Source organism: Streptomyces sp. HUAS ZL42 (genome assembly GCF_040782645.1).
Taxonomy (GTDB): Bacteria; Actinomycetota; Actinomycetes; order Streptomycetales; family Streptomycetaceae; genus Streptomyces.
The window spans coordinates 8,066,398-8,086,920 of the sequence record NZ_CP160403.1 but is presented as its reverse complement, the minus strand read 5'-3'; the positions used below and the strand labels follow the sequence as shown (position 1 = coordinate 8,086,920).

Sequence of the window (20,523 nt, the reverse complement as noted above, 5' to 3'; positions counted from 1 at the left end):
GTCCCTCGGCTCGGGCCGAACTTCTGGCCCACCTGGCTCAGCACGCCCGCCGGGCTCCGCTGCCGCCCCACCTGCGGACGTGTCAGTGTCAGGAGCGGGGCTGCTGCTGGCATCGCCGCCATCGGGGGTGCCAAGGCCCCATCCAACTCCTGCTCGCGCGTGAGCGCGGCGGACGGCTGTGGCGGCTGACTGACACCTGCACCGCATGTGCTGCAGCCACCTCGGAGGCAGCCGTGGTCCCCGATACGGTTCTGACCTCCGCGACGCCATCTACCGGCCGTACGAACACTCGGCGAAGACCACGCCAGCCCAAAGCCCCCGACAGCCAAACCCGCGTACGCGAGATGCTCAGCTACCTCGCCGCCGCACTACCAGCCGACACAGGAGCCGCCGCCCGATTGATCGCGCTGCAGTGCGCGCTGCGTATGAATGGTTCAGCTGAGGTGCGTGTGCCCTATGGCGTGCTGCGCAGCCTTCACTTGGGAGCCGCCAAGGATCCATGGCTGGAACTCAGCCATGCAAAGTGGCTACGCGTAGTCCCGCACGATCCACTAACTGGTGGCCGTGTGCGTGCAGTTCAACTGCTCGACATGGATTGGTCCTCGCAGCACCCGGCGCGGCCTGACCGGCTCCGCGCCGCCGACTGGGCCCTGCGCCTTACCGGCGGCATCCGTGCAGATTCCAAGCCTTCACATCGGCTCATGGCCCTGTGCCTTGCGGCTCACTCTGCTCCGGACAGTGCACACGGCAAAGCCGAGGTAGAACAATTGGCACGAGAATGCGGTGTTCCTAGCTCCACATTCATTGCCGCGGTGGACTCATTGGCAACGCAAGAGGTCCTGAGCTCCTGGAATTTAGGTCAAACCTCAGAAGATCTGCACTGGACGCTGATGTCACGATTTCAGGAGAGACGGGTGCAGAATAGTGACGGGAGAACTGAAGCGTCTTGATCAGGAGGATGCCGGCCCTCTCTTTGTTCCGGTGAGCCGCTCCGGTAGACAGGAGAGAATTTTCCCGGCACGCTTTCCATGGTGTGGAAATTTCGCTCTGAAGCAAGCACTGATTCCAAATCTGGTCTGACGCGGGAAGTCTAACCGCTTTCGTTGAGCCACTCACCACACTGCAATCGAGCGGACAACTTCTACAGTCCCGAGCATGCCGACCAATCACAATCACAGATGGCGAGTGCGTCTGTGTAGAGCTCGTTGGCTCGTTGGACGTCATCCTCGCGGAGGACGAGGGTCACCGACCAGAAGCGCGCGGCAACGCTGAGTTCGCCCATTGCCTCGTCGGGATCCTTCTGCCGCGTGGAGATTCGGAAAAAGATCCAGTCCAGCGCAGGGTGATCACTCCTGTGGAGTAGTGGGGCGATGTGCCGCGCTGACTGAAGCACACACTCACGTTGACAGAGGGCGGCGTCCGCACCGTCGCCGCGAGACGCCCTCGCGTTTCAGAATGTTGCGTACCGTGGCCCGGCACATGCCTGTCTCGTCCGCGATGTCCTGAAGCGACTGCTCAAGTTGGATATAGCGGTGAATGACCTCCTGGGTAAGGTGCTGATATTGCTGCTTCGGCGCTCGCGCTCGAATCTCGACTCCCATTCTCCGCAGCTCCTTCGCAATGACTTGGTGACCTCCTCCCGTCATCCGGCCGATGTCATTGATAGAATGACCAGCCAGATACAATCGACGCCATTCCTCACTGCGATCTTCGAGGACCTCCTGCCCGCTGAGCGGGTGCCTGCCAATGATGCAGCGAATGTGCGCTGCACTAGTGTTGAGAACTTTGGCAGCCGCGGAAGCGCTCAAAGCGCCGGCCAAGATAACATCGTGAACCTTCGAATAATGGATACTTTCAAGTGATGTTCCTGGAAGACTCATAGAGTCCAATGCATCCGCCGGAATATCTGGTTCCCACGAGAGAGGTTCTGCGATGGATTCGTCGGACAGAATGTTTTGGCAGTGCAGGGTGAGTTCATCGACCTCGAACGGGTTCAGGTCAAATGTGAACTGCGGGTACCGCTTGGGCTTGTCGTCGGCATTCCAGCTCGATGGCACTGGCATCAAGCGCACGGGATTGCCGGTGAGTCGTTGGTAGATCCAACGGTTAGCATGGTACACATGCGATGGCGTTTGGCGCTGGCGGCCCGACTTCCTTTGAATTTCGGCCCAATGTTCTGGCCCGATGAATTGGGACTGATACCCAAACACCTTGCGGCGCCGCGCATAGTTGATAGGGGAGCCTTCTTGGTCGAGGATGTCGGCCAGCAGAGTCATGGCGCGCAAGATCTCAACGCCGGCCTCATGTGTGTGGAGCGTCTCCAACGTTCGGGATACGGTCTTCGTTGGAAGGCTGTTGCCCAGCAGAACCAGCGCCTGGGGCAGGTTGATCCAGGCTCCGACCTGCAGCGTGCTGACCGCGAGAGCCTGTTGGACTGTGCTCCAGCGCAGGCTTCCGCTGCTGGTAGTCGGCATCATCCGCAGGGTCCAGGTGTCCCACAGGTTCGCCGGTGTTTTCCGGGCCCGGGCTCGCGGCAATTGGAGTCCTCTGGCTGGACGTTGTGGTCGCCCTGTAGTGGTTCGGTAGTGCAGTCGCACAGCCCGCCGCCCTTGGCTTCGGTGCACGGCTCCCAGAACGATGGCGACGAAGCCGGGTGAGACCTGCGAGCTCCACTTCTCGATGTCGCAGTGTGCGACACCTCCTCCTTTCGCTTCCAGCCGATCGGTGAGCCACGCGATGCGATCCACAACGGCCTGCGGGTCTGCTCCGCTCAGGCCGTCCAAGGCCGCCGTCAGGGCGATCCCGGTTGCTGCGGCGTCGGTCGGGGCCACCCACGATCCTCGTGTGTGCGCTTCTCGGCGGCCTCGGTAGCTGGTGAGTGGCGCTTGGCGGTACGTGTTGCACCGGCGCACAAGTTCGCCGGTTCCCCAACGCCTGAGGTCGTCGTCGTGTGCGAGCGCCAGCACGCGTGAGGCGAAAGTCCTTATGTCGGCCAGAACCTGAGCGATAGCTACAGGTGCCCTGCCATAGACGCCCGTGAAGTCCGTTGTCGTGTCCGGCGCACTGACGATCAGTTCGGTCAACATTTGCTGCGCCAGGAGCAGGGGACTGTCCGCCACTAGCGGCGGGGCAGCTGCTTCGGAGAGGTCTTGTTGGCATCGCTCCCAGGGAAAGTCTCTCGACTTCGTGGGACAGACCCCTAAAACGGGCGTGGTTCCACCGTAGTTGCCCCGACTGCGCGGAATCTCTCCGCAGGAGGGGCAGGTATCCACCAGAAGCATGCGATGGCGGATACACGCGAAAGTGAAGGCCAGGCGCCAAGACAGCTGCCAGCGGCCGTCGGATTCCTTCAGGCACGCGGGACAGAAGCGAGAACCGGACGCCCGCCCCCACAGTCGCCGCCGGTCGACGCGGCGACGACGTAAGTCGACAAAGAGGGCTCTTCCGTGCCATCGCGCCAACGTCATGCGGTGCAACGTTCCGGATTCGATACCGGTGACCAGGGCGAGGTGGCTGCGCTCTGCAGGAGTCAGGGCGATGGTCCACGGCGGAATCACCAGGGGCTTATGGGGCGCTGCGCCACTCAGCCCCAGAGCCGCAGCGACCTGCGTGAGGGGGGCCCTGCTGCGGCAGGCCACAGCCTCAAGCCAACTGTCCAGCCCTTCGCCTTCCACGGGTTCGATCCGTAGCGGAAACGTGCGGGCCGAATTCATCCGCTGCCGCCTTTCCTGGTGGTTGTGGTGTGGGCCTCGCTCGTCTTCGAGGTCCAGCGCCTGGCTCGCAGGGAAGCCTCGAGCTGCTCGCGTGCCTTCTCGGCCGCAGCGTCGATTTTGACGCTGTTCAGGAGCTCTTCGTCGAGTCGTTCAGTCCCCGTCCGCACAGCCCGCTGACAACCGCGGTTGACCAATGTCATGAGCGAGCCGATGTGCCCTTTGGTGCGGGCGTAGAAATGGTCCGACAAATCGTCGGCAAGCATGCCGGGGAACTTCCCAGCCAGCACAATGCGCTTCTCCAACCACAGCAAAAGGTTCCGCCAGTCACGCCGACACTTGTCGTCGTCCATCAAGAACCGCTCCATCGATAGAGGCGTCGTGCGTCGAGCGGTCTGGGCGAGGGTGACGTCACCACATTCGTCCGTCTCGGAGTACAGGCCACGGCTCTCCAGCTCCACGCCTACAAAGATCAAGGTGACGGGGAACTCATTGGCGATGTGCTTGAAGTGGTTGCTGACTTCCCGACCGTTACGGTCCGACCACTTCAAAAAGTGCAGATCGTCGACGATCAGGATCTTTGTCTCACAGTCAAGGACGCAGTCCAACGCCCTTTGCAGAAACTCGGCGGATGTTCCCCTGAAACGAGCTGGATGATCGAAGAACTCCAAGATGGCGCGATTGAAGTCCTTCATACCGATGTTACTGGTGAGCCCCACTCGGCATACCGGCCACCTCTCGTGCCCCGCCTGAGTGAACTCGCCTTCTTCCGCGACCTCTCTGAGATGAAACTTCTGCGCGAAATGAAGTACTGCTGTGGTCTTCCCCAGACCCGGAAAAGCGTCGACCGCGACCGCACCTTTGACCTTGTCGCCATCTTGGACATTACTGTCGACGATGTCCCACAAGTGTTCTTGCAGTGCAGCAAGTTGTGGAGTCCTGATAGGTCCGAGATTTGCGTGCCAGTCCCGCCGCTGTCGGTCGTAGGCCGCGCGTGCCGTGCTGTTCAATGCAGCGAGCTCTTTGACTGTCAGCTCGTCAGGCTGAACACGTGGTGGCGCCAAGGCCAGCTGACGGAAACCTTCTTTACGGGAGAGCGTCAGGTTGTCGAGCGGTGGGCGCCCCGGGGGCGGCGTCTCTTCGGTCATGCGTCCTCCAGAGCATCCGCGTAGAAGTCGTCATCGTCGGGACCGTCGGAGCTCCGGCCCGGACCATCGAGTTCGTCGTCATCATCGTCATCACCCGGCACTTGCCCCTCATACGGCTCAGTTTCGGGGTCCTCTTCGCCCTCGGCCACCACGGAATCGGGGGTTAGCGCCCGCGCCACGGACGCCAATGCGGCGACCTCGTCGGCGGCATCGGTGGACGGCAGCTCGATGGCCGACTGTTCGCGCGCCATCCGCAAGGCGATACGCCGCTCGGTCCTGGTCATGCCCAAACCGAGATTCCAGCGCTCCAGCAGCTCCGCCAACGCAGTCTCGTCGTCAGGGTGGCGGTACTTGTGTGCGGCCATTCGCCGGGCCAGTTCCAATGCATCTTCACTGACCGGAAACTTCATGGATGGCGCATGCTCCCAGGTCAGCGTGTGCCACTTGCGCGTATCGGGGCGACGGAAGTAGACGCGTGTGATGTCGTCGGGGTCGACCTGGATGGGCCAGCCGCCCTTTGCGCGCGGTGCGGTATAGGGACTCGTCTGATTGCGCAAGCCGTTCAGGCCTGGTCCGTTGTAGCGGCACTGGCGAGTTTCGACGCCGTAGTGATGGATCGGCTTCCACTCGGTCTTGAGGAACTCGAATCCCAGGTCTGGATCGCGGGGGACCTCGATGTAGCCGGCGCGGGCGATGCCGTGGTCGAACATGGCGGCTGGAGACAGCCTCAGTCCAGGTACACGTGGATCGACCAGGCCATCGTGGGGGCGGTGATGGTAGACCGCGGCAACCCACTCCCGGATGATCGCCTCCAGTTCGTTCAGGAAGAAGTAGGCTTCTCCCTCCGGGTTCACCCCCCGCGCATGGACGTCCGGGCCCTTATATCCGGGGAGCGTCTCCAGTAGCCCTTCCCGCAGCGTACGAAAGAACCTTTCAATAGGTCCCTTGTCACGCCCCGTACGCAAACGGGCTGGCTGAATGGAGAGTCCCAAGCGTTGGCATACGCTGGTGATGTGCTCGGAGACGTAGACCTTGCCGTGGTCGACCACAAGAGTCTCCGGGACAAGCGCTGGCCCTGCCGCTCCCTGACCGGTGACCCGGGCAGCAGCGTCCGCGATCGGGCCTTCAAGCGCGTCCCGATCCAACAAGACCGCGCGAGGGACGCCGTGGTCAGGCCAGACCGCATGGCTCGGCCAGTCCTTCCCGGCCGGGCGAGGGCGGTAGGTCTGAAACAGTGTTGCCGCGACATCGACGGACTTGGTGGATACCGGCGTTAGCCGCAGCCCTGTGATACAGCGGTCGTACCAGTCCATAGCAACAGTCAACTCCGGCTGCACCCACCGGAGTGTCATCGGGTCCAGCGCGAAGACGTCCAGCCGGTTGGTGTCCATCAGCAAGTACTCGCCCGGCCGTGTCGGCCGCAACTTTCCGTGTACGCCGGTCGGGCGGGCCGCAATGTCCCGATTCCTCTTGGCGCTCAGCCGGAAAGTCGGCCGACGCTTCTCCAACTCACTTAGCCACCGGTACGCCGTTGGCCGCGAAGGAACCGGCACCTCGTTCTTGCCGTAGCGGGCATCCAAACGGGGGCGCACACTGCGGATGACGGCTCCTCGGCTCGGTGTTGAGTCCTCACCGTGCTCTTCCATGATTTCCAAAGCCATCTCCACCCACCGTGGATCGGCCCGCCCCACACCTCCCGCGTCGACTGGCCCCTCCGACCGGTCACGCGTCAGGGCGGCTTCTCGCTCAAGCCGAAAGGCTCCAACCCATCGAGTAAGCGTGCGCAGGCTCACCCCTAGCTCTTCTGCCTTGGCTTGATAGCGAGCCATCTTCGGTGTTCCCGGTGCGTACAGCGAGCGGGGTTCCCCCGGCGCGGCCAACTCCGGCGTGCCGGACCGAAATCCACAGATCACCTCATTGAGATGTGCGGCTCGCTCACGGACCTTCTCCAGCTCGCTGTCTTCGAGCTGAGAAAGGATGACGGAAGCGGTCTCACCCGGGTCGTCAGACGAAGGTCCGGGCTTCTCTGCAATGACGCGGGCCCGACCCGAGGCCAGAACTTCCCTCAGGGACAGCCTGAACCTGCGGCCGCGTCCATCCTTGACGAGAACTTCATTGCCTGCTGCGGCTCCGAACATCTCCTCAACGGTGACGACTTCACCGTCGTACTGAAACCGCGTCCCCACCCCGACACGGACCGCACCTTCCCCACTCATCCGTCCTCCCGCTTTCCTATGTACGGCGCGCTCCGGCAGGTCAGCCCTCGTTTCGTCATGCGCGGAGTCCATGATTGGCTCGGGCAATGTATTCATCCCCGCCCCCACAACTGTGGCTGGCTCCTGGCGCAGTAGATGCTGCTCGGACAGGATTTCTCCCAGTTCAGTGGACAGATCCTGTTTCCACAGCAGATGCAGGACACCTGCACGCGCCAGCGCATCGGGCCACCTGGGGAAGGAGCGGAATGCCTCTCCCAAAGTCGCTCCATGAAGATCACTGCTGCGTATTTCTTCCAGCATCTCTTCCGCGAAAAGCCAGTCACGCCGGTAGCCGGCCAAGAAGCGGAGATTGGCCAGCTCCTCCTCCGGAGGCTCACACCACGCCTGGAATTCCCAGTCGCAAGACTCCACCACTGAACGCGCCCAGCCGAGCGAGAATCCGATCTTCGGCCGCGTCAGTAAATGGCGAGGCTTGACGTCCACGACCAAGGGAACAATGCCGTCTCGAAGAATCAAGAAGTCTGGGACATGTCTCCTCAGCTTCCCCTCGATTTCCGCCGTGATCAAAAACGGCTGAGCAAATATCGAGCTGACACCTCGTTCAAAGTCGGCATAAATCAAGCGCGTGAGCTCCAGGCGTGATTCATAGATCACATGGGAGCGCATGGTCGATGACCAGTAAAATCCCGAATAGTGCTTCTGCCCGTAATACCAACGGAACGTGCGCCACGGAGTCAGGTGCGCCAGGTCATCAATGCTCGTATGCGGCCAAGCCCTCGCTACGATCTCACCGTCACTTCTACGAAATTTCACAGAGACGGAACTCACGGAAACCGTCATGTGACCTCCCGCAAAACGGAGCGATGACCTCACAGCAGCAGCCGCAAGTCCAATCGCCTTGAAGGTCACACAGGAGCAGCGAACCGTACAGAGGGAACTACAGCTTCCACACGCACGAGCTAGCGTTCGAACATCTATCCGTCTCACTTCAGAGACCAATTAGTCAGACATTGGTCAACTGAAATGAGAATTGGTCACTCAGTCTGAGAACCTACATCCCGATCAGCTTCAGGCCGTCTTCCTGAGCAACGCCAGATACATCGCGTCGGTCCCGTGCAGATGCGGCCACAGCTGTACGTCGGGGCCGTCACCGAGAGCCGGTACGCCCGGGAGTAGCGGTCGGGCGTCGAGCAGCTCTGCCTCCGGGAACTGCTTGAGGACGTCGGCGACCACGGCGCGGGTCTCGGCCAGGTGGGGCGAGCAGGTGGCGTAACCGACCACGCCCCCGACCCGTACGGCCTCCAGGGCGGTCCGCAGCAGCCCGCGCTGCAGCGGTGCGAACCCGTCGAGGTCCTCCGGTCTGCGCCGCCACCGCGCCTCCGGCCGTCGCCGCAGCGCGCCGAGTCCGGTGCAGGGCACGTCCATCAGCACGCGGTCGAAGGAGCCGGGACGCCACGGGGGCCGCGTCCCGTCGGCGGCGATGACCTGATAGGGCCCGGGGTTGCCGTCCAGGGCCCTCGCCACCAGTCCCGCCCGGTGCGGCTGCTTCTCGGAGGCGAGCAGGAAGGCGCCGCGCTCCGCGGCGAGCGCGCCGAGCAGCGCCGCCTTGCCTCCGGGCCCGGCGCACCCGTCGAGCCACCTCGCGTCGGACCCCTCGAGCGGCGCGTTGGCAAGAGCGAGCGCGACGAGTTGGCTGCCTTCGTCCTGCACGCCCGCACGGCCCTCCCGTACGGCCTCGACGGCGCCGGGCTCGCCGCCCTCGGTGAGCCGCACGGCGTACGGCGACCAGCGTCCGGGGACGGCGGCCTCCTCCCGCAGCAGCTCATCGGCCGTCGCCCGCCCCGGCCGGGCGACCAGCGTCACCTCGGGCCGCTCGTTGTCGGCCGCGAGCAGGTCCTCGATCCCGGCCCGTCCGCCGCCGAGGGAGTCCCACAGCGCGGAGACGACCCAGCGCGGATGCGAGTGCACGACGGCAAGGTGATCTTCGGGATCCTCGTCGTAGGGAGGCGCGACCTTCTCGATCCACCCGTCGAGATCGTCCTGTGCGACCTTCCGCAGCACGGCGTTGACGAACTTGGCGCGCCCGTCGCCGAGCACGACGCGGGCCAGCTCGACGGTGGCGGAGACGGCGGCGTGGCTGGGGATCCGCGTGCCGAGCAACTGGTGCGCACCGAGGCTGAGTACGTCCAGCACGGGCGGGTCGACGTCCCGCAACGGCCGGTCGACACAGGCGGAGAGGACGGCGTCGTAGGTCCCCTGCAGCCGCAGCGTCCCGTAGACGAGTTCGGTCGCGAGCGCCGCGTCCCGGGTGTCGAAGTCCCCCTTCTCGCGCGCCTTCCGCAGCAGCGGCGGCAGCACGAGGTTGGCGTACGCGTCCCGCTCGTCCACGGCTCGCAGCGCCTCGAAGGCGAGGATGCGGACGGGGTCCTTCTTGGGCCGACGGTAGGGCTTGCCGGTGGTGCGGCGGCGGGACTGGTCGCTCACGAAAAAGGTGCTCCGGATCGCGGGATGAGATGTGCACCCAGCGTACGTCGCGCGGGCAGGGCCGTGCGGCGCAGGCGGGCCGGGTGCGGGAACGTCACGCCCCGAGAACCTCGCCCTCCCCGATCCTGACCCCGCGCGCCCAGTCCGCCGCCCGCATCGGCTTCTTGCCCTGGGCCTGCACCCACAGCAGCTCGACGGCGTAGGAACCGGTGCCCACGTGGACGTTGTTCTTGCCGACCGAGAGCTGTCCCGGAGCGAGGTCGGTCCGGTCGGGCAGGGGCGTGACCTGGATGAGCTTGAGCCGCTCACCGCGGAACACGGTCCACGCGCCCGGCGCGGGAGTGCACCCGCGCACCACCCGGTCCACCCGCAGTGCGGGCGCGGCCCAGTCCACCAGCGCGTCCTCGACGGTGATCTTCGGCGCGAGGGTGACGCCCTCGCCCGGCTGCGGTACGGCCTTCAGCGTGCCGTCCTCGATCCCGTCCATGGTCGCCACGAGCAGTCCCGCTCCGGCGAAGGCGAGCCGGGTCAGCAGGTCACCACTGGTGTCGGTGGGCCGGATCTCCTCGGTGACCGTCCCGTACACGGGACCGGAGTCGAGCCCTTCTTCGATGAGGAAGGTGGAGGCCCCGGTGATCTCGTCCCCCGCCATGACCGCGTGCTGCACGGGCGCGGCTCCGCGCCAGGCGGGCAGCAGCGAGAAGTGCAGGTTGACCCAGCCGTGGCCGGGGATGTCGAGGGCCGCACGGGGGAGCAGGGCCCCATAGGCGACGACGGGACAGCAGTCCGGCGCGATCTCCCGCAGCCGCTCGAGGAACTCGGGGTCCCTCGGCCTGAGGGGCTTGAGCACCTCGATCCCGGCCTCCTCGGCGCGCTCGGCGACGGGAGACGCGATCAGCCTGCGCCCCCGCCCGGCCGGCGCGTCGGGCCGTGTGACGACGGCGGCCACCTCGTGCCGGCCGGAGGCGATCAGAGCGTCCAGAGCGGGAACGGCGACCTCGGGGGTACCGGCGAAGACAAGCTTCATGGGCGAGCGGGGGCCTCTCGGACGGGTGGTTACGGGCAGCGCACAAGTCTATGACCACGCAGGGAAAGCCGCCGACGACGAGCACACCCCACTGGAAAGGCCCACTTCTCGCCCAACTGGAAACGGATGGTGCGCGGGTGGGAGACGAAGCCGAGGCCGAAGGCCGAGGCGGCTCCGGGGGGCGTACGCACATTCCCACACGCCCCCACACCGTGACCAAGCGGAGCGCACCCGCGTTGGTCAAGAAAGAGTTGACCTTTCTCTTCAACGCCGGTTCGAGAGGCTTGTTCATGGCCGACCACGCAACCCACGACGCCCAGGCCCGGGCCAGCCTGCACCTGCTGGTGCGGGACATCGAACGGGTCCGCCGACAGGTGGACGCACTGCGCACGCTGACCGCCCAGCTGGGCAACGTCTACCGCCCGCGCCGCTCCGGCCCCTCCACGGGCTTCGTCGTCTACGGACGCGCGCCCGCCCCCACGGTCCGTCTCGCCCAGGAACTGCGGGACAGTGTCGAAACCCTGGTGACGGCCGCGGTCGACTTCGACCGCTCGCTCGGCTTCTCCTGGGACGCGGTGGGTTCCGCTCTCGGGGTCACCAAGCAGGCGGTCCACCGCCGTTACGGCGCCCGCCGCGCCGCGGCCCAGGCGGCCGCCGAGACCGAGCGCACGGAGCCCTCGGCCGGCCGTACGGTCAGCGTCAACACCGGCCTCCCCACGCTGCCGGGGGTCCCCGCGGCCCGCTCCATGCCGACGCAGCCGATGGCGGGCAGCCCGGTCCTGCGCGAGGAGGTAAGGCCGACCGCCTTCCCCGGCCCCCGCAACGGCTGACGCACCCTCATCTCCTGCCCTCCCGGCGCGATTCCGGGAGGGCAGCCGCATGCCGCGCCACGAACCGCACAGGCCTCCCGCCCGAAGACAAGTCACCCACCCCGAACCGCCGCCTCAACCGATGTCCGGCGGATCGATCCGCACCCACACCGCGTCTCCTCCCCGCGCCATCCGAGCCGCCTGAGCGGCCTTGAGCGCGGACGCGAGCGCTGCCCCGCTCCCTGGCGGTACCCGGATCAGAGCCCGCTCCCAGTGCTCCCCGGGCGGCGGCGCCCCCGGCCGCCGAGGGCGCCCCGCGGCGGTGACGGGCAGCGGCACGGGCCCCAGCACCTCCGCCTCGCGAGGCAGTTCGACCGCTCGGAAGAACTCGGCCACGGCCTCCCCGGTGCCCGACACGGCCGCCATCCGGGACACGGGCGGGAATCCGAGCTCGGCCCGCTCGGCGAGTTCCCGCACGGCATGCCCGACGGCATCCCACCGCACCAGCGCCTGCACGGACCGCAGCGTCGGCTCGGCGACGACGACGACCGTCCCCCCGTCGGCCTGTGGCCGCACCAGCGAGGCAGCCCCGATCCACCGACGCAGCGCGTCCTCCCCCGCCCGCAGATCCGGCCGCCCGAGCATGGCCCAGCCGTCCAGCAGCAGCGCCGCCGCATACCCGCCCTCGGCGACCGGCTCGGCCCCCGGCGTGCTCACGACCAGCGCGGGCGCGGCCGGGACCGTGTCCAGCACATGCTCCCGTCCCGAGGTCCGTACGGGAACGGCGGGAAACGCCCGCCCCAGCTCCTCCGCCGTCCGCCGCGCCCCGACCACCTGGGCCCGCAACCGGAACGACCCGCACTCGGGACAGTTCCAGGCAGCCTCCTCGCGCCCGCACCATCCGCACCACAGTGCGCCGCCGGCCGCGCCCCCGTCCCGCGCCTCCAACGGCCCGGAGCACCGGCGGCAGCGCGCCGGCGCCCGGCACTGGGCGCAGGCCATCCGCGGGACGTATCCCCGCCGGGGCACCTGTACGAGCACCGGCCCGTGCCGCAGCCCGTCCCGCGCCACCTGCCAGGCCAGGGAGGGCAACCGAGCGGCCCGGGCTGCCTCGTCCCGCGCCAGCTCGCCGTCCCCCACGGTCCGCACCAGCGGAGCGGCGCGTCGCACCTGCTCCCGCACTGCGACCAGCGGTCGCGCCCATCCGCTCTCCACGAGCTGCGCGGCCTCCACGGTGCAGCTCCAACTGCCCAGCAAGAAGGCGCACTTGTCCAGTGCGGCCCGGAGCAGCAGCACATCCCTCGCATGGGGCTGGGGCGCGTGCTGCTCGCTGTGGCTGTCGTCCCCGTCGTCCCAGAGGGCGACGAGCCCCAGATCCCGAACCGGGGCGAACATGGCGGCCCGAGTCCCGACGACGGCCCGTACGGCCCCCCGCCGCACCGCGAGCCACTCCCGATACCGTTTCTCGGGTCCCGCGTCGGCCGTGAGTACGGCATGCCGCCCTTCTCCCAGCAGCGCGGTCAACGCGGCATCGACCCGCGCGACGGCCCGTCCGTCCGGCAGAACGACGAGCGCGCCGCGCCCCGAGACCAGCGTCGCGGCGACGGCCCGCGCCAGCTCCTCGGCCCACTCGGGCCCGGGCAGGGCATTCCACACGGCACGGGGAGTACCTCCCGAGGCCAGGGACTGGAGGAACGCCTCCCCCCGCTCGTACCGCGCCCAGGACCCCACTTCCGGCACCGCGGGCGGCGGCAGCGGCGCGGGCGAGGCCTGCCGCTCGGCCCTCGCACTGCGCGGCGGCACGGCCAGCTGCAGTACGTCGGCGAGACTCCCCGCATACCGATCGGCGACGGCACGGGCCAGCCCCAGCAGTTCGGCACTCAGTACGGGCTCGGGCGAAACGACCTGGGCGAGTGCGGCCAGCGGCCCGGAGTAATCGGACTCGGCGAGCCGCTCGACGAGAAACCCGTCAATGAGCCCGCCGCCCTCACGCCGCCCCTCACGCACCCGATGCCGCCCGGCCCCGAACCGCACCCGCACCCGCACACCGGGCTGGGCGTCGGCGTCGAGCTCCTCCGGAACGGCGTAGTCGAAGTACCGGTCAAGATGGAGCACGCCCTTGTCGACGAGCACGCGCGCGACGGGCAGTTCCTTGGCGAGCATGGCCCCCCGCCACGTCCGCGGCTTGGCCCTGGGCTCCTTGGCCTTCCGCACGCTCTCCCGAATCAGCGCGAGCTGCTCCGGCGGCGCGCCCTCTCCGGCCGCGCCCCCGCCCCCCTGCCCGTTCTCGCTGCTCACGCTTGCATTCCTACCAAACGCCACTGACACCGACGCCGCCCGAGATCACCGCGGCCGCGGATCACACACGCCCCGAAGGACGTGTCCGCCTTGGGCCACTCGGCCATACCGGTCCGGTCCCCTGAACCGGCAGCAGGATTCGAACCTGCGAGGGGATACCCCAGAAGTACCCGCAACCATCGCACCGGGCGCAGCAGCATCGGTCTCCCGAGTTCCAGTCGGCAGCGGCCAGATTCACCGCACGCACGAAGCGCACTCCACCGAAGTACCCGCAACCGTCGCACCGGGAGATCACCAGCGTACGAGGAGCCCGCTCCCGCCCGCCAACGATTTCCGCGGAGGCACGACCGCCGGACGCACCGGGGCCCGGCCTCCCCCAGGAAGGCCGGGCCCCGCAGCATCAGGAAGGACTTACAGACCCGCAGCCTTCCGCAGCGCGTCCACGCGGTCCGCGCGTTCCCACGTGAAGTCGGGGAGCTCGCGGCCGAAGTGGCCGTACGCGGCGGTCTGGGCGTAGATCGGGCGGAGCAGGTCGAGGTCACGGATGATCGCGGCCGGACGGAGGTCGAAGACCTCCTCGATCGCCCTCTCGATCTTCTCGGTCTCCACCTTGTGGGTACCGAAGGTCTCGACGAACAGGCCGACGGGCTCGGCCTTGCCGATCGCGTAGGCGACCTGGACCTCGCAGCGGGAGGCCAGGCCCGCGGCGACCACGTTCTTGGCGACCCAGCGCATCGCGTACGCCGCCGAACGGTCCACCTTCGACGGGTCCTTGCCGGAGAAGGCGCCGCCGCCGTGCCGGGCGAAGCCGCCGTACGTGTCGATGATGATCTTGCGGCCGGTCAGGCCGGCGTCGCCCATCGGGCCGCCGATCTCGAAACGGCCCGTCGGGTTGACCAGCAGACGGTAGTTCTCGGTGTCCAGCTTGATGCCCTCGTCCAGGAGCGCCTTCAGCTCCGGCTCCACCACGAACTCGCGGATGTCGGGGGCCAGCAGCGAGTCCAGGTCGATGTCCGACGCGTGCTGCGAGGAGACCACGACCGTGTCCAGGCGGACCGCCTTGTCGCCGTCGTACTCGATGGTGACCTGCGTCTTGCCGTCCGGGCGCAGGTAGGGGATCGTGCCGTTCTTGCGGACGTCCGACAGCCGCTTCGACAGGCGGTGCGCCAGGAAGATCGGCAGCGGCATCAGGGTGGGCGTCTCGTCGGTGGCGTAACCGAACATCAGGCCCTGGTCACCGGCACCCTGCCGGTCCAGCTCGTCCTCGTCGCCCTCGACCCGGGACTCGTAGGCCGTGTCCACGCCCTGCGCGATGTCCGGGGACTGCGAGCCGATCGACACCGACACGCCGCAGGAGGCGCCGTCGAAGCCCTTCTTCGAGGAGTCGTAGCCGATCTCGAGGATCTTGTCCCGCACGAGCTGGGGGATCGGCGCGTACGCCTTGGTGGTGACCTCACCGGCCACGTGCACCAGGCCTGTCGTGATCAGGGTCTCGACCGCGACCCTGGAGGTCGGGTCCTCGCGCAGAAGCGCGTCGAGAATGGTGTCGCTGATCTGGTCAGCGATCTTGTCGGGGTGCCCCTCGGTCACGGACTCCGAGGTGAAAAGGCGACGGGACACAACGCTCCCTGGGGTTGCAGCGGCTGCTGGCTGATCATTGGCGGACGGGACGGGGGCTGCGCCCGGCGTCGTCCGAGAAACAGTTTATCGGTCGCGCTCAGCCGCGGGCCCACCCGTCTCGCCTCTCGGGAGCGCTGTGACCTGCGGCACGGGCATTCTGCCCAATGCCGTGTGCCCTTGGCCAGGGTCGCCACGCCCTGAAGCGTGACGTTTGAGTGATCCGCGCATGAGTGATCCGCGAAAACGGACGGAACACTCAGCCCAGGCGTTGCGCCACCAGATCCCACACCGTTTCGGCCAGGGCTTCCTTCGGACCGTGGGGCACGGGCGTCTCGCTGCCGTCGGCGCCGAGGACCACGGCTTCGTTCTCCTCCGAGCCGAACGTCTTGCGCTCCCCCACCTCGTTCACCACCAGGAGGTCACAGCCCTTGCGCTCCAGCTTCGTGCGCCCGTTGGCCAGCACATCGTCCGTCTCGGCGGCGAAGCCGACGACCACCTGGCCGGGGTGGGCGCGGTCGGCCGAGATCTCCGCGAGAATGTCCGGATTCCGTACCAGGACGATGGGGTCGGGGTCCTGGCCGTCCTTCTTCTTGATCTTTCCGGTCGCGTATGCCTCGGGGCGGAAGTCGGCGACCGCCGCCGCCATGACGACCGCGTCGGCGTCTGCGGCCGCCTTGAGGACCGCCTCACGCATGTGCACCGCCGTGCCGACCTGGACGACATCCACCCCCGCCGGATCCGGCAGTCCGGTGTTCGCCGCGATCAGCGTGACGCGGGCGCCCCGCGCGGCCGCGGTGCGGGCGAGGGCGTAGCCCTGCTTGCCGGAGGAGCGGTTGCCGAGGAAGCGGACCGGGTCGAGGGGTTCGCGGGTGCCGCCCGCGCTGACGACCACGTGCCGTCCGACGAGGTCGGGCTCGGTCACGCCGCGGGCCAGCACACGGCGGCAGACCTCGAAGATCTCAGCGGGCTCGGGCAGCCGGCCCTTGCCGGTGTCGACGCCGGTGAGTCGGCCGACGGCCGGCTCGATGACGACCGCGCCGCGGCGGCGCAGCGTCGCCACGTTCTCCTGGGTGGCGGGGTGCTCCCACATCTCGGTGTGCATCGCGGGGGCGAAGACGACCGGACATCGGGCGGTGAGGAGGGTGTTCGTGAGGAGGTCGTCGGCGAGGCCGTGGGCCACCTTCGCCAGCGTGTCCGCCGTCGCCGGTGCGACGATCACCAGGTCGGCGTGCTGGCCGATGCGGACATGCGGGACCTCGTGGACGTCGTCCCAGACCTCCGTCGAGACGGGGTTGCCGGAGAGAGCCGACCAGGTGGCTGCGCCGACGAAGTGCAGGGCGGAGGCGGTGGGGACGACACAGACGTCGTGGCCCGACTCCGTCAGCCTTCTCAGCAGCTCACAGGCCTTGTAAGCGGCGATGCCACCGCTGACCCCCAGCACGACCTTCGGCTTGTCCACCGTCTCACCCCAGAACTCGGCTCGCGTGCGCCAGGGACGAGCGCACACCCCCATGCTGCATCACAGCGGGGGACGACCCCCGCACCCCCGCAGACCACAGGCCCGGCAGCCTCACTGCCGGGCCTGTGGAAAAGCCAACTGCAAGCCGAAAATACTACTGCGCCGGGCCCTCGATGGCCTCGGACGTCAGCAGACCCGCGTTGATCTCGCGCAGGGCGATCGAGAGCGGCTTCTCGTGGACGTGGGTGTCCACGAGCGGACCGACGTACTCGAGGAGGCCCTCGCCGAGCTGCGAGTAGTACGCGTTGATCTGGCGGGCCCGCTTGGCCGCGTAGATCACGAGGCTGTACTTCGAGTCGGTGGCCTCGAGGAGCTCGTCGATCGGCGGGTTGATGATGCCCTCGGGCGCGGAGATGGAAGAGGACACGCTCTACCTTCCGATGGATGGGAAAGATTCACAGAGTGTGATCAGTCACGATCACACAACGTCCATCAAGGCTAGCAGCTCGCGAGCCACGTCCTCGACGGAGGTGTTGACCAGGGTCACGTCGAACTCCGGCTCGGCCGCCAGCTCGACCCTCGCCGCCTCGAGACGGCGTTCGATCACCTCGGGCGGCTCGGTGCCACGTCCGGTGAGCCTGCGTACGAGCTCCTCCCAGGAGGGAGGGGCCAGGAACACCAGCTGGGCCTCGGGCATGGTCTCACGGACCTGCCGGGCGCCCTGGAGGTCGATCTCCAGGAGGACGGGTTCCCCCGCCTCCAGGCGCTCCAGCACGGCGCCGCGTGGCGTGCCGTACCGGTTGCCGGCGAATTCGGCCCACTCCAGCAGCTCGCCGTTGGCGATCAGCTTGTCCATCTCGTCGTCGGTGACGAAGAAGTAGTGGACTCCGTGCTTCTCGCCGGGGCGGGGCCCCCGGGTCGTCGCCGACACCGAGAGCCAGACCTCGGGGTGTTCCTTGCGCATATGGGCGACGACCGTGCTCTTGCCGACCCCTGAGGGGCCGGAGAGCACGGTCAGCCGCGGACGTTCGCTCATGCAGCGATTATTCCAGCAGACCCGGTGTGCCCGGGACTACCTGCCCCGAGCGCACCCGGATTCAGGAACCGGTGCTGCCGAACTCACGCTCCAGGGACGCGATCTGGTTGGACCCGAGACCGCGCACGCGGCGGCTCTCGGAGATGCCCAGACGCTCCATGATCTGCTTGGCGCGGACCTTGCCCACGCCCGGCAGGGACTCAAGAAGGGCGGAGACCTTCATCTTGCCGATGACGTCGTTCTCCTGGCCCTGCTTGATGACCTCGTGCAGGGAGGCGCCGGAGTGCTTGAGTCGATTCTTGACCTCGGCCCGCTCCCGGCGAGCCGCGGCGGCCTTTTCGAGCGCGGCTGCGCGCTGTTCGGGGGTAAGGGGCGGAAGAGCCACGCCTACGTCACCTCGGATGTCGAACTGTCGGATACGGACCGGTGAGGAACCTAGTCGCCCCACACCTGGGGAGCCACGAGCAACACGCTTGCCCGTTCACTCTGCTCGGAGACTAGCGGCCAAGTCCGCCAGAGTCAGCGAGAACAGCGGAAAAGTCCTGGTCAGCCTCCGTCAGGACGGGATATTTCAGACATACTGCCCTGGATTTGAGAATGTATCCAGCCTCAAGTGGGTCCGAAGCCACTCATCGGAGGTTTCACAGCGGGGGTGCGGACTCCTCAGACGCCCCTCAGCGCCGACCGGATCTCCGCCGCGAAGCGGTCCGCCGCCGTCCGCAGCGCGACGACGTCGGGACCGTGCCGCAGCAGACCCCTGCTGACGTTCGGCACGACGTTGCGCACGGCGGCTCCGAAGACCCCGGGAAGATCCGCAGGCGTGGCCCCCTGGGCGCCGATGCCGGGCGCCAGGATCGGACCGTTGATGTCGAGGTCGTACGACGACAGGTCGCCGAGGGTGGCGCCGACGACCGCCCCGAACGAGCCCAGGGGCTCCTCCCCCTCGTTCTCGGCGGCGAGGTGCGCCAGCATCGTCGCCCCGACGTCCCGGCCGTCCGCACGGACGGCGTGCTGGACCTCGCCGCCCTCCGGGTTGGAGGTGAGCGCCAGCACGAACAGGCCCGCGCCGCTCTCGCGCGCCAGCGCCACGGCCGGGCTGAGCGATCCGTAGCCGAGATACGGCGAGACGGTCAGGGCGTCGGAGAACAGCGGCGCGTCCTTGTGCAGGAACGACTCCGCGTACGCGGCCATGGTCGAGCCGATGTCGCCCCGCTTGGCGTCCATCACGACCAGCGCACCGGCCGCCCGGGCCTCCTCGACCGACTTCTCCAGGACGGCGATGCCACGGGACCCGAAGCGCTCGAAGAAGGCGCTCTGCGGCTTCAGCACGGCGACCCGGTCGGCCGTCGCCTCGACGACCGTGCGGCTGAACCGCTCCAGGCCCGCCACGTCGTCGTTCAGGCCCCACTCGGTGAGCAGGGAGGCGTGCGGGTCGATGCCGACGCACAGCGGGCCGCGCTCGTCCATCGCGCGGCGCAGGCGTGCGCCGAAGGGTTCTCCGGAAAGATCCTGCGGCCCGGAGGGCCTCGTTGAGGGGTGGTGGTCGGGTGACGGGAGGGAAGTCATCCGGTCTTCCTTACGTCGGCGCCGACCGCGTCGGCGAGGGTGGCGTACGGGCTCGTGCGCAGGCGCGCGGCGAGCCCCTTGTGGATGGCACGGCCCCAGAAGGGCCCCTCGTAGATGAACGCGCTGTAGCCCTGGACCAGCGTGGCACCGGCCAGGATGCGCTGCCAGGCGTCCTCGGCGTTCTCGATGCCGCCGACCCCGACGAGGGTGATCCGGTCGCCCACGCGCGCGTAGAGGCGGCGCAGCACCTCCAGGGAGCGGGCCTTCAGGGGCGCGCCGGACAGGCCGCCGGTCTCCTTGACCAGAGTCGGTTCGGACCGCAGCCCGAGGCCCTCGCGCGCGATGGTGGTGTTCGTGGCGATGATCCCGTCCAGGCCGAGCTCCACGGCGAGGTCGGCCATCGCGTCGACGTCCTCGTCGGCGAGGTCCGGCGCGATCTTCACCAGCAGGGGGACGCGGCGGGTCGTGACCGTGCGGTCGGCGGCCTCGCGGACGGCGCTCAGCAGGGGCCGCAGCGCCTCGGTCGCCTGGAGGTTGCGCAGGCCGGGGGTGTTCGGGGAGGAGACGTTGACCACCAGGTAGTCGGCGTACGGCGCGAGCCGCTCGGTCGACTTCACGTAGTCGGCGGCGGCCTCGGCCTCCGGGACGACCTTGGTCTTGCCGATGTTCACGCCCACGACGGTCTTGAAGACGGGCGTGCGCGAGGCCAGCCGGGCGGCGACGGCCAGGGAGCCCTCGTTGTTGAAGCCCATGCGGTTGATCAGCGCCCGGTCCTGGACCAGGCGGAACAGCCGCTTCTTCGGGTTGCCCGGCTGCGGTTCCCCGGTGACCGTGCCGATCTCCACGTGGTCGAAGCCGAGCATCGACATCCCGTCGACGGCGACCGCGTTCTTGTCGAAGCCCGCGGCGAGCCCGAAGGGGCCGTGCATGCGCAGCCCGAAGGCCTCGGTTCGCAACTCCTTGTAGCGCGGGGCGAGCGCGGCCGCGACGAAGGTGCGCAGCACGGGGATGCGGACGGCCCGGCGGATCCAGCGGAAGGCCAGGTAGTGGGCCTGCTCCGGGTCCATCCGTTTGAACACCAGACGGAAGAAAAGCTTGTACATCTCTCTGTCCTCATGAAGAGGGGGACACCGTTTTCCGGTGTCCCCCT

Annotated in this window: 15 protein-coding genes and 1 pseudogene; 2 read left to right on the top strand and 14 right to left on the bottom strand. The window is 67.7% G+C overall.

Annotation, left to right across the window (positions count from 1 at the left end; translation table 11 throughout):
* Nucleotides 1–344 precede the first annotated feature (344 nt).
* Nucleotides 345–950, top strand: a complete 606-nt coding sequence (locus ABZO29_RS36870) for a hypothetical protein (RefSeq protein ID WP_367324530.1) — start codon at nt 345–347, stop codon at nt 948–950.
* A 447-nt stretch (nt 951–1,397) separates the two neighbouring features.
* Here ABZO29_RS36870 and ABZO29_RS36865 read toward each other — a convergent pair whose 3' ends face one another.
* The 6 genes and pseudogenes from ABZO29_RS36865 to fmt all read right to left on the bottom strand — a co-directional run bounded on the left by ABZO29_RS36865 (nt 1,398) and on the right by fmt (nt 10,585).
* The gene (locus ABZO29_RS36865) at nt 1,398–2,831 is read right to left on the bottom strand and encodes a hypothetical protein (protein WP_367326442.1); all 1,434 of its coding nucleotides are present in this window, start codon (nt 2,829–2,831) and stop codon (nt 1,398–1,400) included.
* Nucleotides 2,832–3,284: 453 nt separating this feature from the next.
* Nucleotides 3,285–3,713: pseudogene (locus ABZO29_RS36860) on the bottom strand (TniQ family protein); the annotation flags it as partial.
* Entirely contained in the window at nt 3,710–4,858 is a 1,149-nt protein-coding gene (locus tag ABZO29_RS36855; RefSeq protein WP_367324529.1) for a TniB family NTP-binding protein, read from the bottom strand. The gene ABZO29_RS36855 and the pseudogene ABZO29_RS36860, both read right to left, overlap by 4 nt.
* Nucleotides 4,855–7,914: a TnsA-like heteromeric transposase endonuclease subunit gene (locus ABZO29_RS36850; RefSeq protein ID WP_367326341.1), complete on the bottom strand. Its 3,060-nt coding sequence runs from the start codon at nt 7,912–7,914 to the stop codon at nt 4,855–4,857. The genes ABZO29_RS36855 and ABZO29_RS36850 overlap by 4 nt, the downstream gene beginning before the upstream one ends.
* Before the next feature lie 228 nt (nt 7,915–8,142).
* Nucleotides 8,143–9,558 carry an RsmB/NOP family class I SAM-dependent RNA methyltransferase gene (locus ABZO29_RS36845; protein WP_367324528.1) on the bottom strand — a complete coding sequence of 472 codons (1,416 nt, stop codon included), beginning with the start codon at nt 9,556–9,558 and terminating at the stop codon, nt 8,143–8,145.
* A 94-nt stretch (nt 9,559–9,652) separates the two neighbouring features.
* Complete coding sequence (gene fmt / locus ABZO29_RS36840; RefSeq protein WP_367324527.1) at nt 9,653–10,585, bottom strand: methionyl-tRNA formyltransferase; 933 nt, start codon at nt 10,583–10,585, stop codon at nt 9,653–9,655.
* A 290-nt stretch (nt 10,586–10,875) separates the two neighbouring features.
* Here fmt and ABZO29_RS36835 point away from each other — a divergent pair, with 290 nt between their 5' ends.
* Complete coding sequence (locus ABZO29_RS36835) at nt 10,876–11,415, top strand: hypothetical protein (protein WP_367324526.1); 540 nt, start codon at nt 10,876–10,878, stop codon at nt 11,413–11,415.
* A gap of 114 nt (nt 11,416–11,529) precedes the next feature.
* On the opposite strand, the gene ABZO29_RS36830 is transcribed toward ABZO29_RS36835, so the two are convergent.
* The 8 genes from ABZO29_RS36830 to ABZO29_RS36795 all read right to left on the bottom strand — a co-directional run bounded on the left by ABZO29_RS36830 (nt 11,530) and on the right by ABZO29_RS36795 (nt 20,476).
* Entirely contained in the window at nt 11,530–13,692 is a 2,163-nt protein-coding gene (locus ABZO29_RS36830; RefSeq protein WP_367324525.1) for a primosomal protein N', read from the bottom strand.
* Between the two features lie 411 nt (nt 13,693–14,103).
* On the bottom strand, nt 14,104–15,312 hold the full coding sequence (metK, locus tag ABZO29_RS36825) for a methionine adenosyltransferase (protein WP_367324524.1): 1,209 nt from the start codon (nt 15,310–15,312) through the stop codon (nt 14,104–14,106).
* A gap of 256 nt (nt 15,313–15,568) precedes the next feature.
* Nucleotides 15,569–16,771: a bifunctional phosphopantothenoylcysteine decarboxylase/phosphopantothenate--cysteine ligase CoaBC gene (coaBC, locus tag ABZO29_RS36820; RefSeq protein WP_367324523.1), complete on the bottom strand. Its 1,203-nt coding sequence runs from the start codon at nt 16,769–16,771 to the stop codon at nt 15,569–15,571.
* 154 nt (nt 16,772–16,925) lie between these two features.
* Nucleotides 16,926–17,198 carry a DNA-directed RNA polymerase subunit omega gene (rpoZ, locus tag ABZO29_RS36815; RefSeq protein WP_003977348.1) on the bottom strand — a complete coding sequence of 91 codons (273 nt, stop codon included), beginning with the start codon at nt 17,196–17,198 and terminating at the stop codon, nt 16,926–16,928.
* Between the two features lie 51 nt (nt 17,199–17,249).
* On the bottom strand, nt 17,250–17,807 hold the full coding sequence (gene gmk, locus ABZO29_RS36810) for a guanylate kinase (RefSeq protein ID WP_367324522.1): 558 nt from the start codon (nt 17,805–17,807) through the stop codon (nt 17,250–17,252).
* Between the two features lie 61 nt (nt 17,808–17,868).
* Nucleotides 17,869–18,192, bottom strand: coding sequence for an integration host factor (locus tag ABZO29_RS36805; protein WP_003977346.1), 324 nt, complete (start codon nt 18,190–18,192; stop codon nt 17,869–17,871).
* 278 nt (nt 18,193–18,470) lie between these two features.
* The gene (gene pyrF / locus ABZO29_RS36800; RefSeq protein WP_367324521.1) at nt 18,471–19,373 is read right to left on the bottom strand and encodes an orotidine-5'-phosphate decarboxylase; all 903 of its coding nucleotides are present in this window, start codon (nt 19,371–19,373) and stop codon (nt 18,471–18,473) included.
* The gene (locus ABZO29_RS36795; protein ID WP_367324520.1) at nt 19,370–20,476 is read right to left on the bottom strand and encodes a quinone-dependent dihydroorotate dehydrogenase; all 1,107 of its coding nucleotides are present in this window, start codon (nt 20,474–20,476) and stop codon (nt 19,370–19,372) included. Before ABZO29_RS36795 ends, pyrF begins: the two co-directional genes overlap by 4 nt.
* Nucleotides 20,477–20,523 lie beyond the last annotated feature (47 nt).

Bases quoted from the DNA above. Each gene is read 5' to 3' on its own strand.
- ABZO29_RS36870 (WP_367324530.1), top strand. From the start codon at position 345: ATGCTCAGCTACCTCGCCGCCGCACTACCAGCCGACACAGGAGCCGCC.
- ABZO29_RS36855 (WP_367324529.1), bottom strand. From the start codon at position 4,858: ATGACCGAAGAGACGCCGCCCCCGGGGCGCCCACCGCTCGACAACCTG.
- ABZO29_RS36850 (WP_367326341.1), bottom strand. From the start codon at position 7,914: ATGACGGTTTCCGTGAGTTCCGTCTCTGTGAAATTTCGTAGAAGTGAC.
- fmt (WP_367324527.1), bottom strand. From the start codon at position 10,585: ATGAAGCTTGTCTTCGCCGGTACCCCCGAGGTCGCCGTTCCCGCTCTG.
- ABZO29_RS36835 (WP_367324526.1), top strand. From the start codon at position 10,876: ATGGCCGACCACGCAACCCACGACGCCCAGGCCCGGGCCAGCCTGCAC.
- gmk (WP_367324522.1), bottom strand. From the start codon at position 17,807: ATGAGCGAACGTCCGCGGCTGACCGTGCTCTCCGGCCCCTCAGGGGTC.
- pyrF (WP_367324521.1), bottom strand. From the start codon at position 19,373: ATGACTTCCCTCCCGTCACCCGACCACCACCCCTCAACGAGGCCCTCC.
- ABZO29_RS36795 (WP_367324520.1), bottom strand. From the start codon at position 20,476: ATGTACAAGCTTTTCTTCCGTCTGGTGTTCAAACGGATGGACCCGGAG.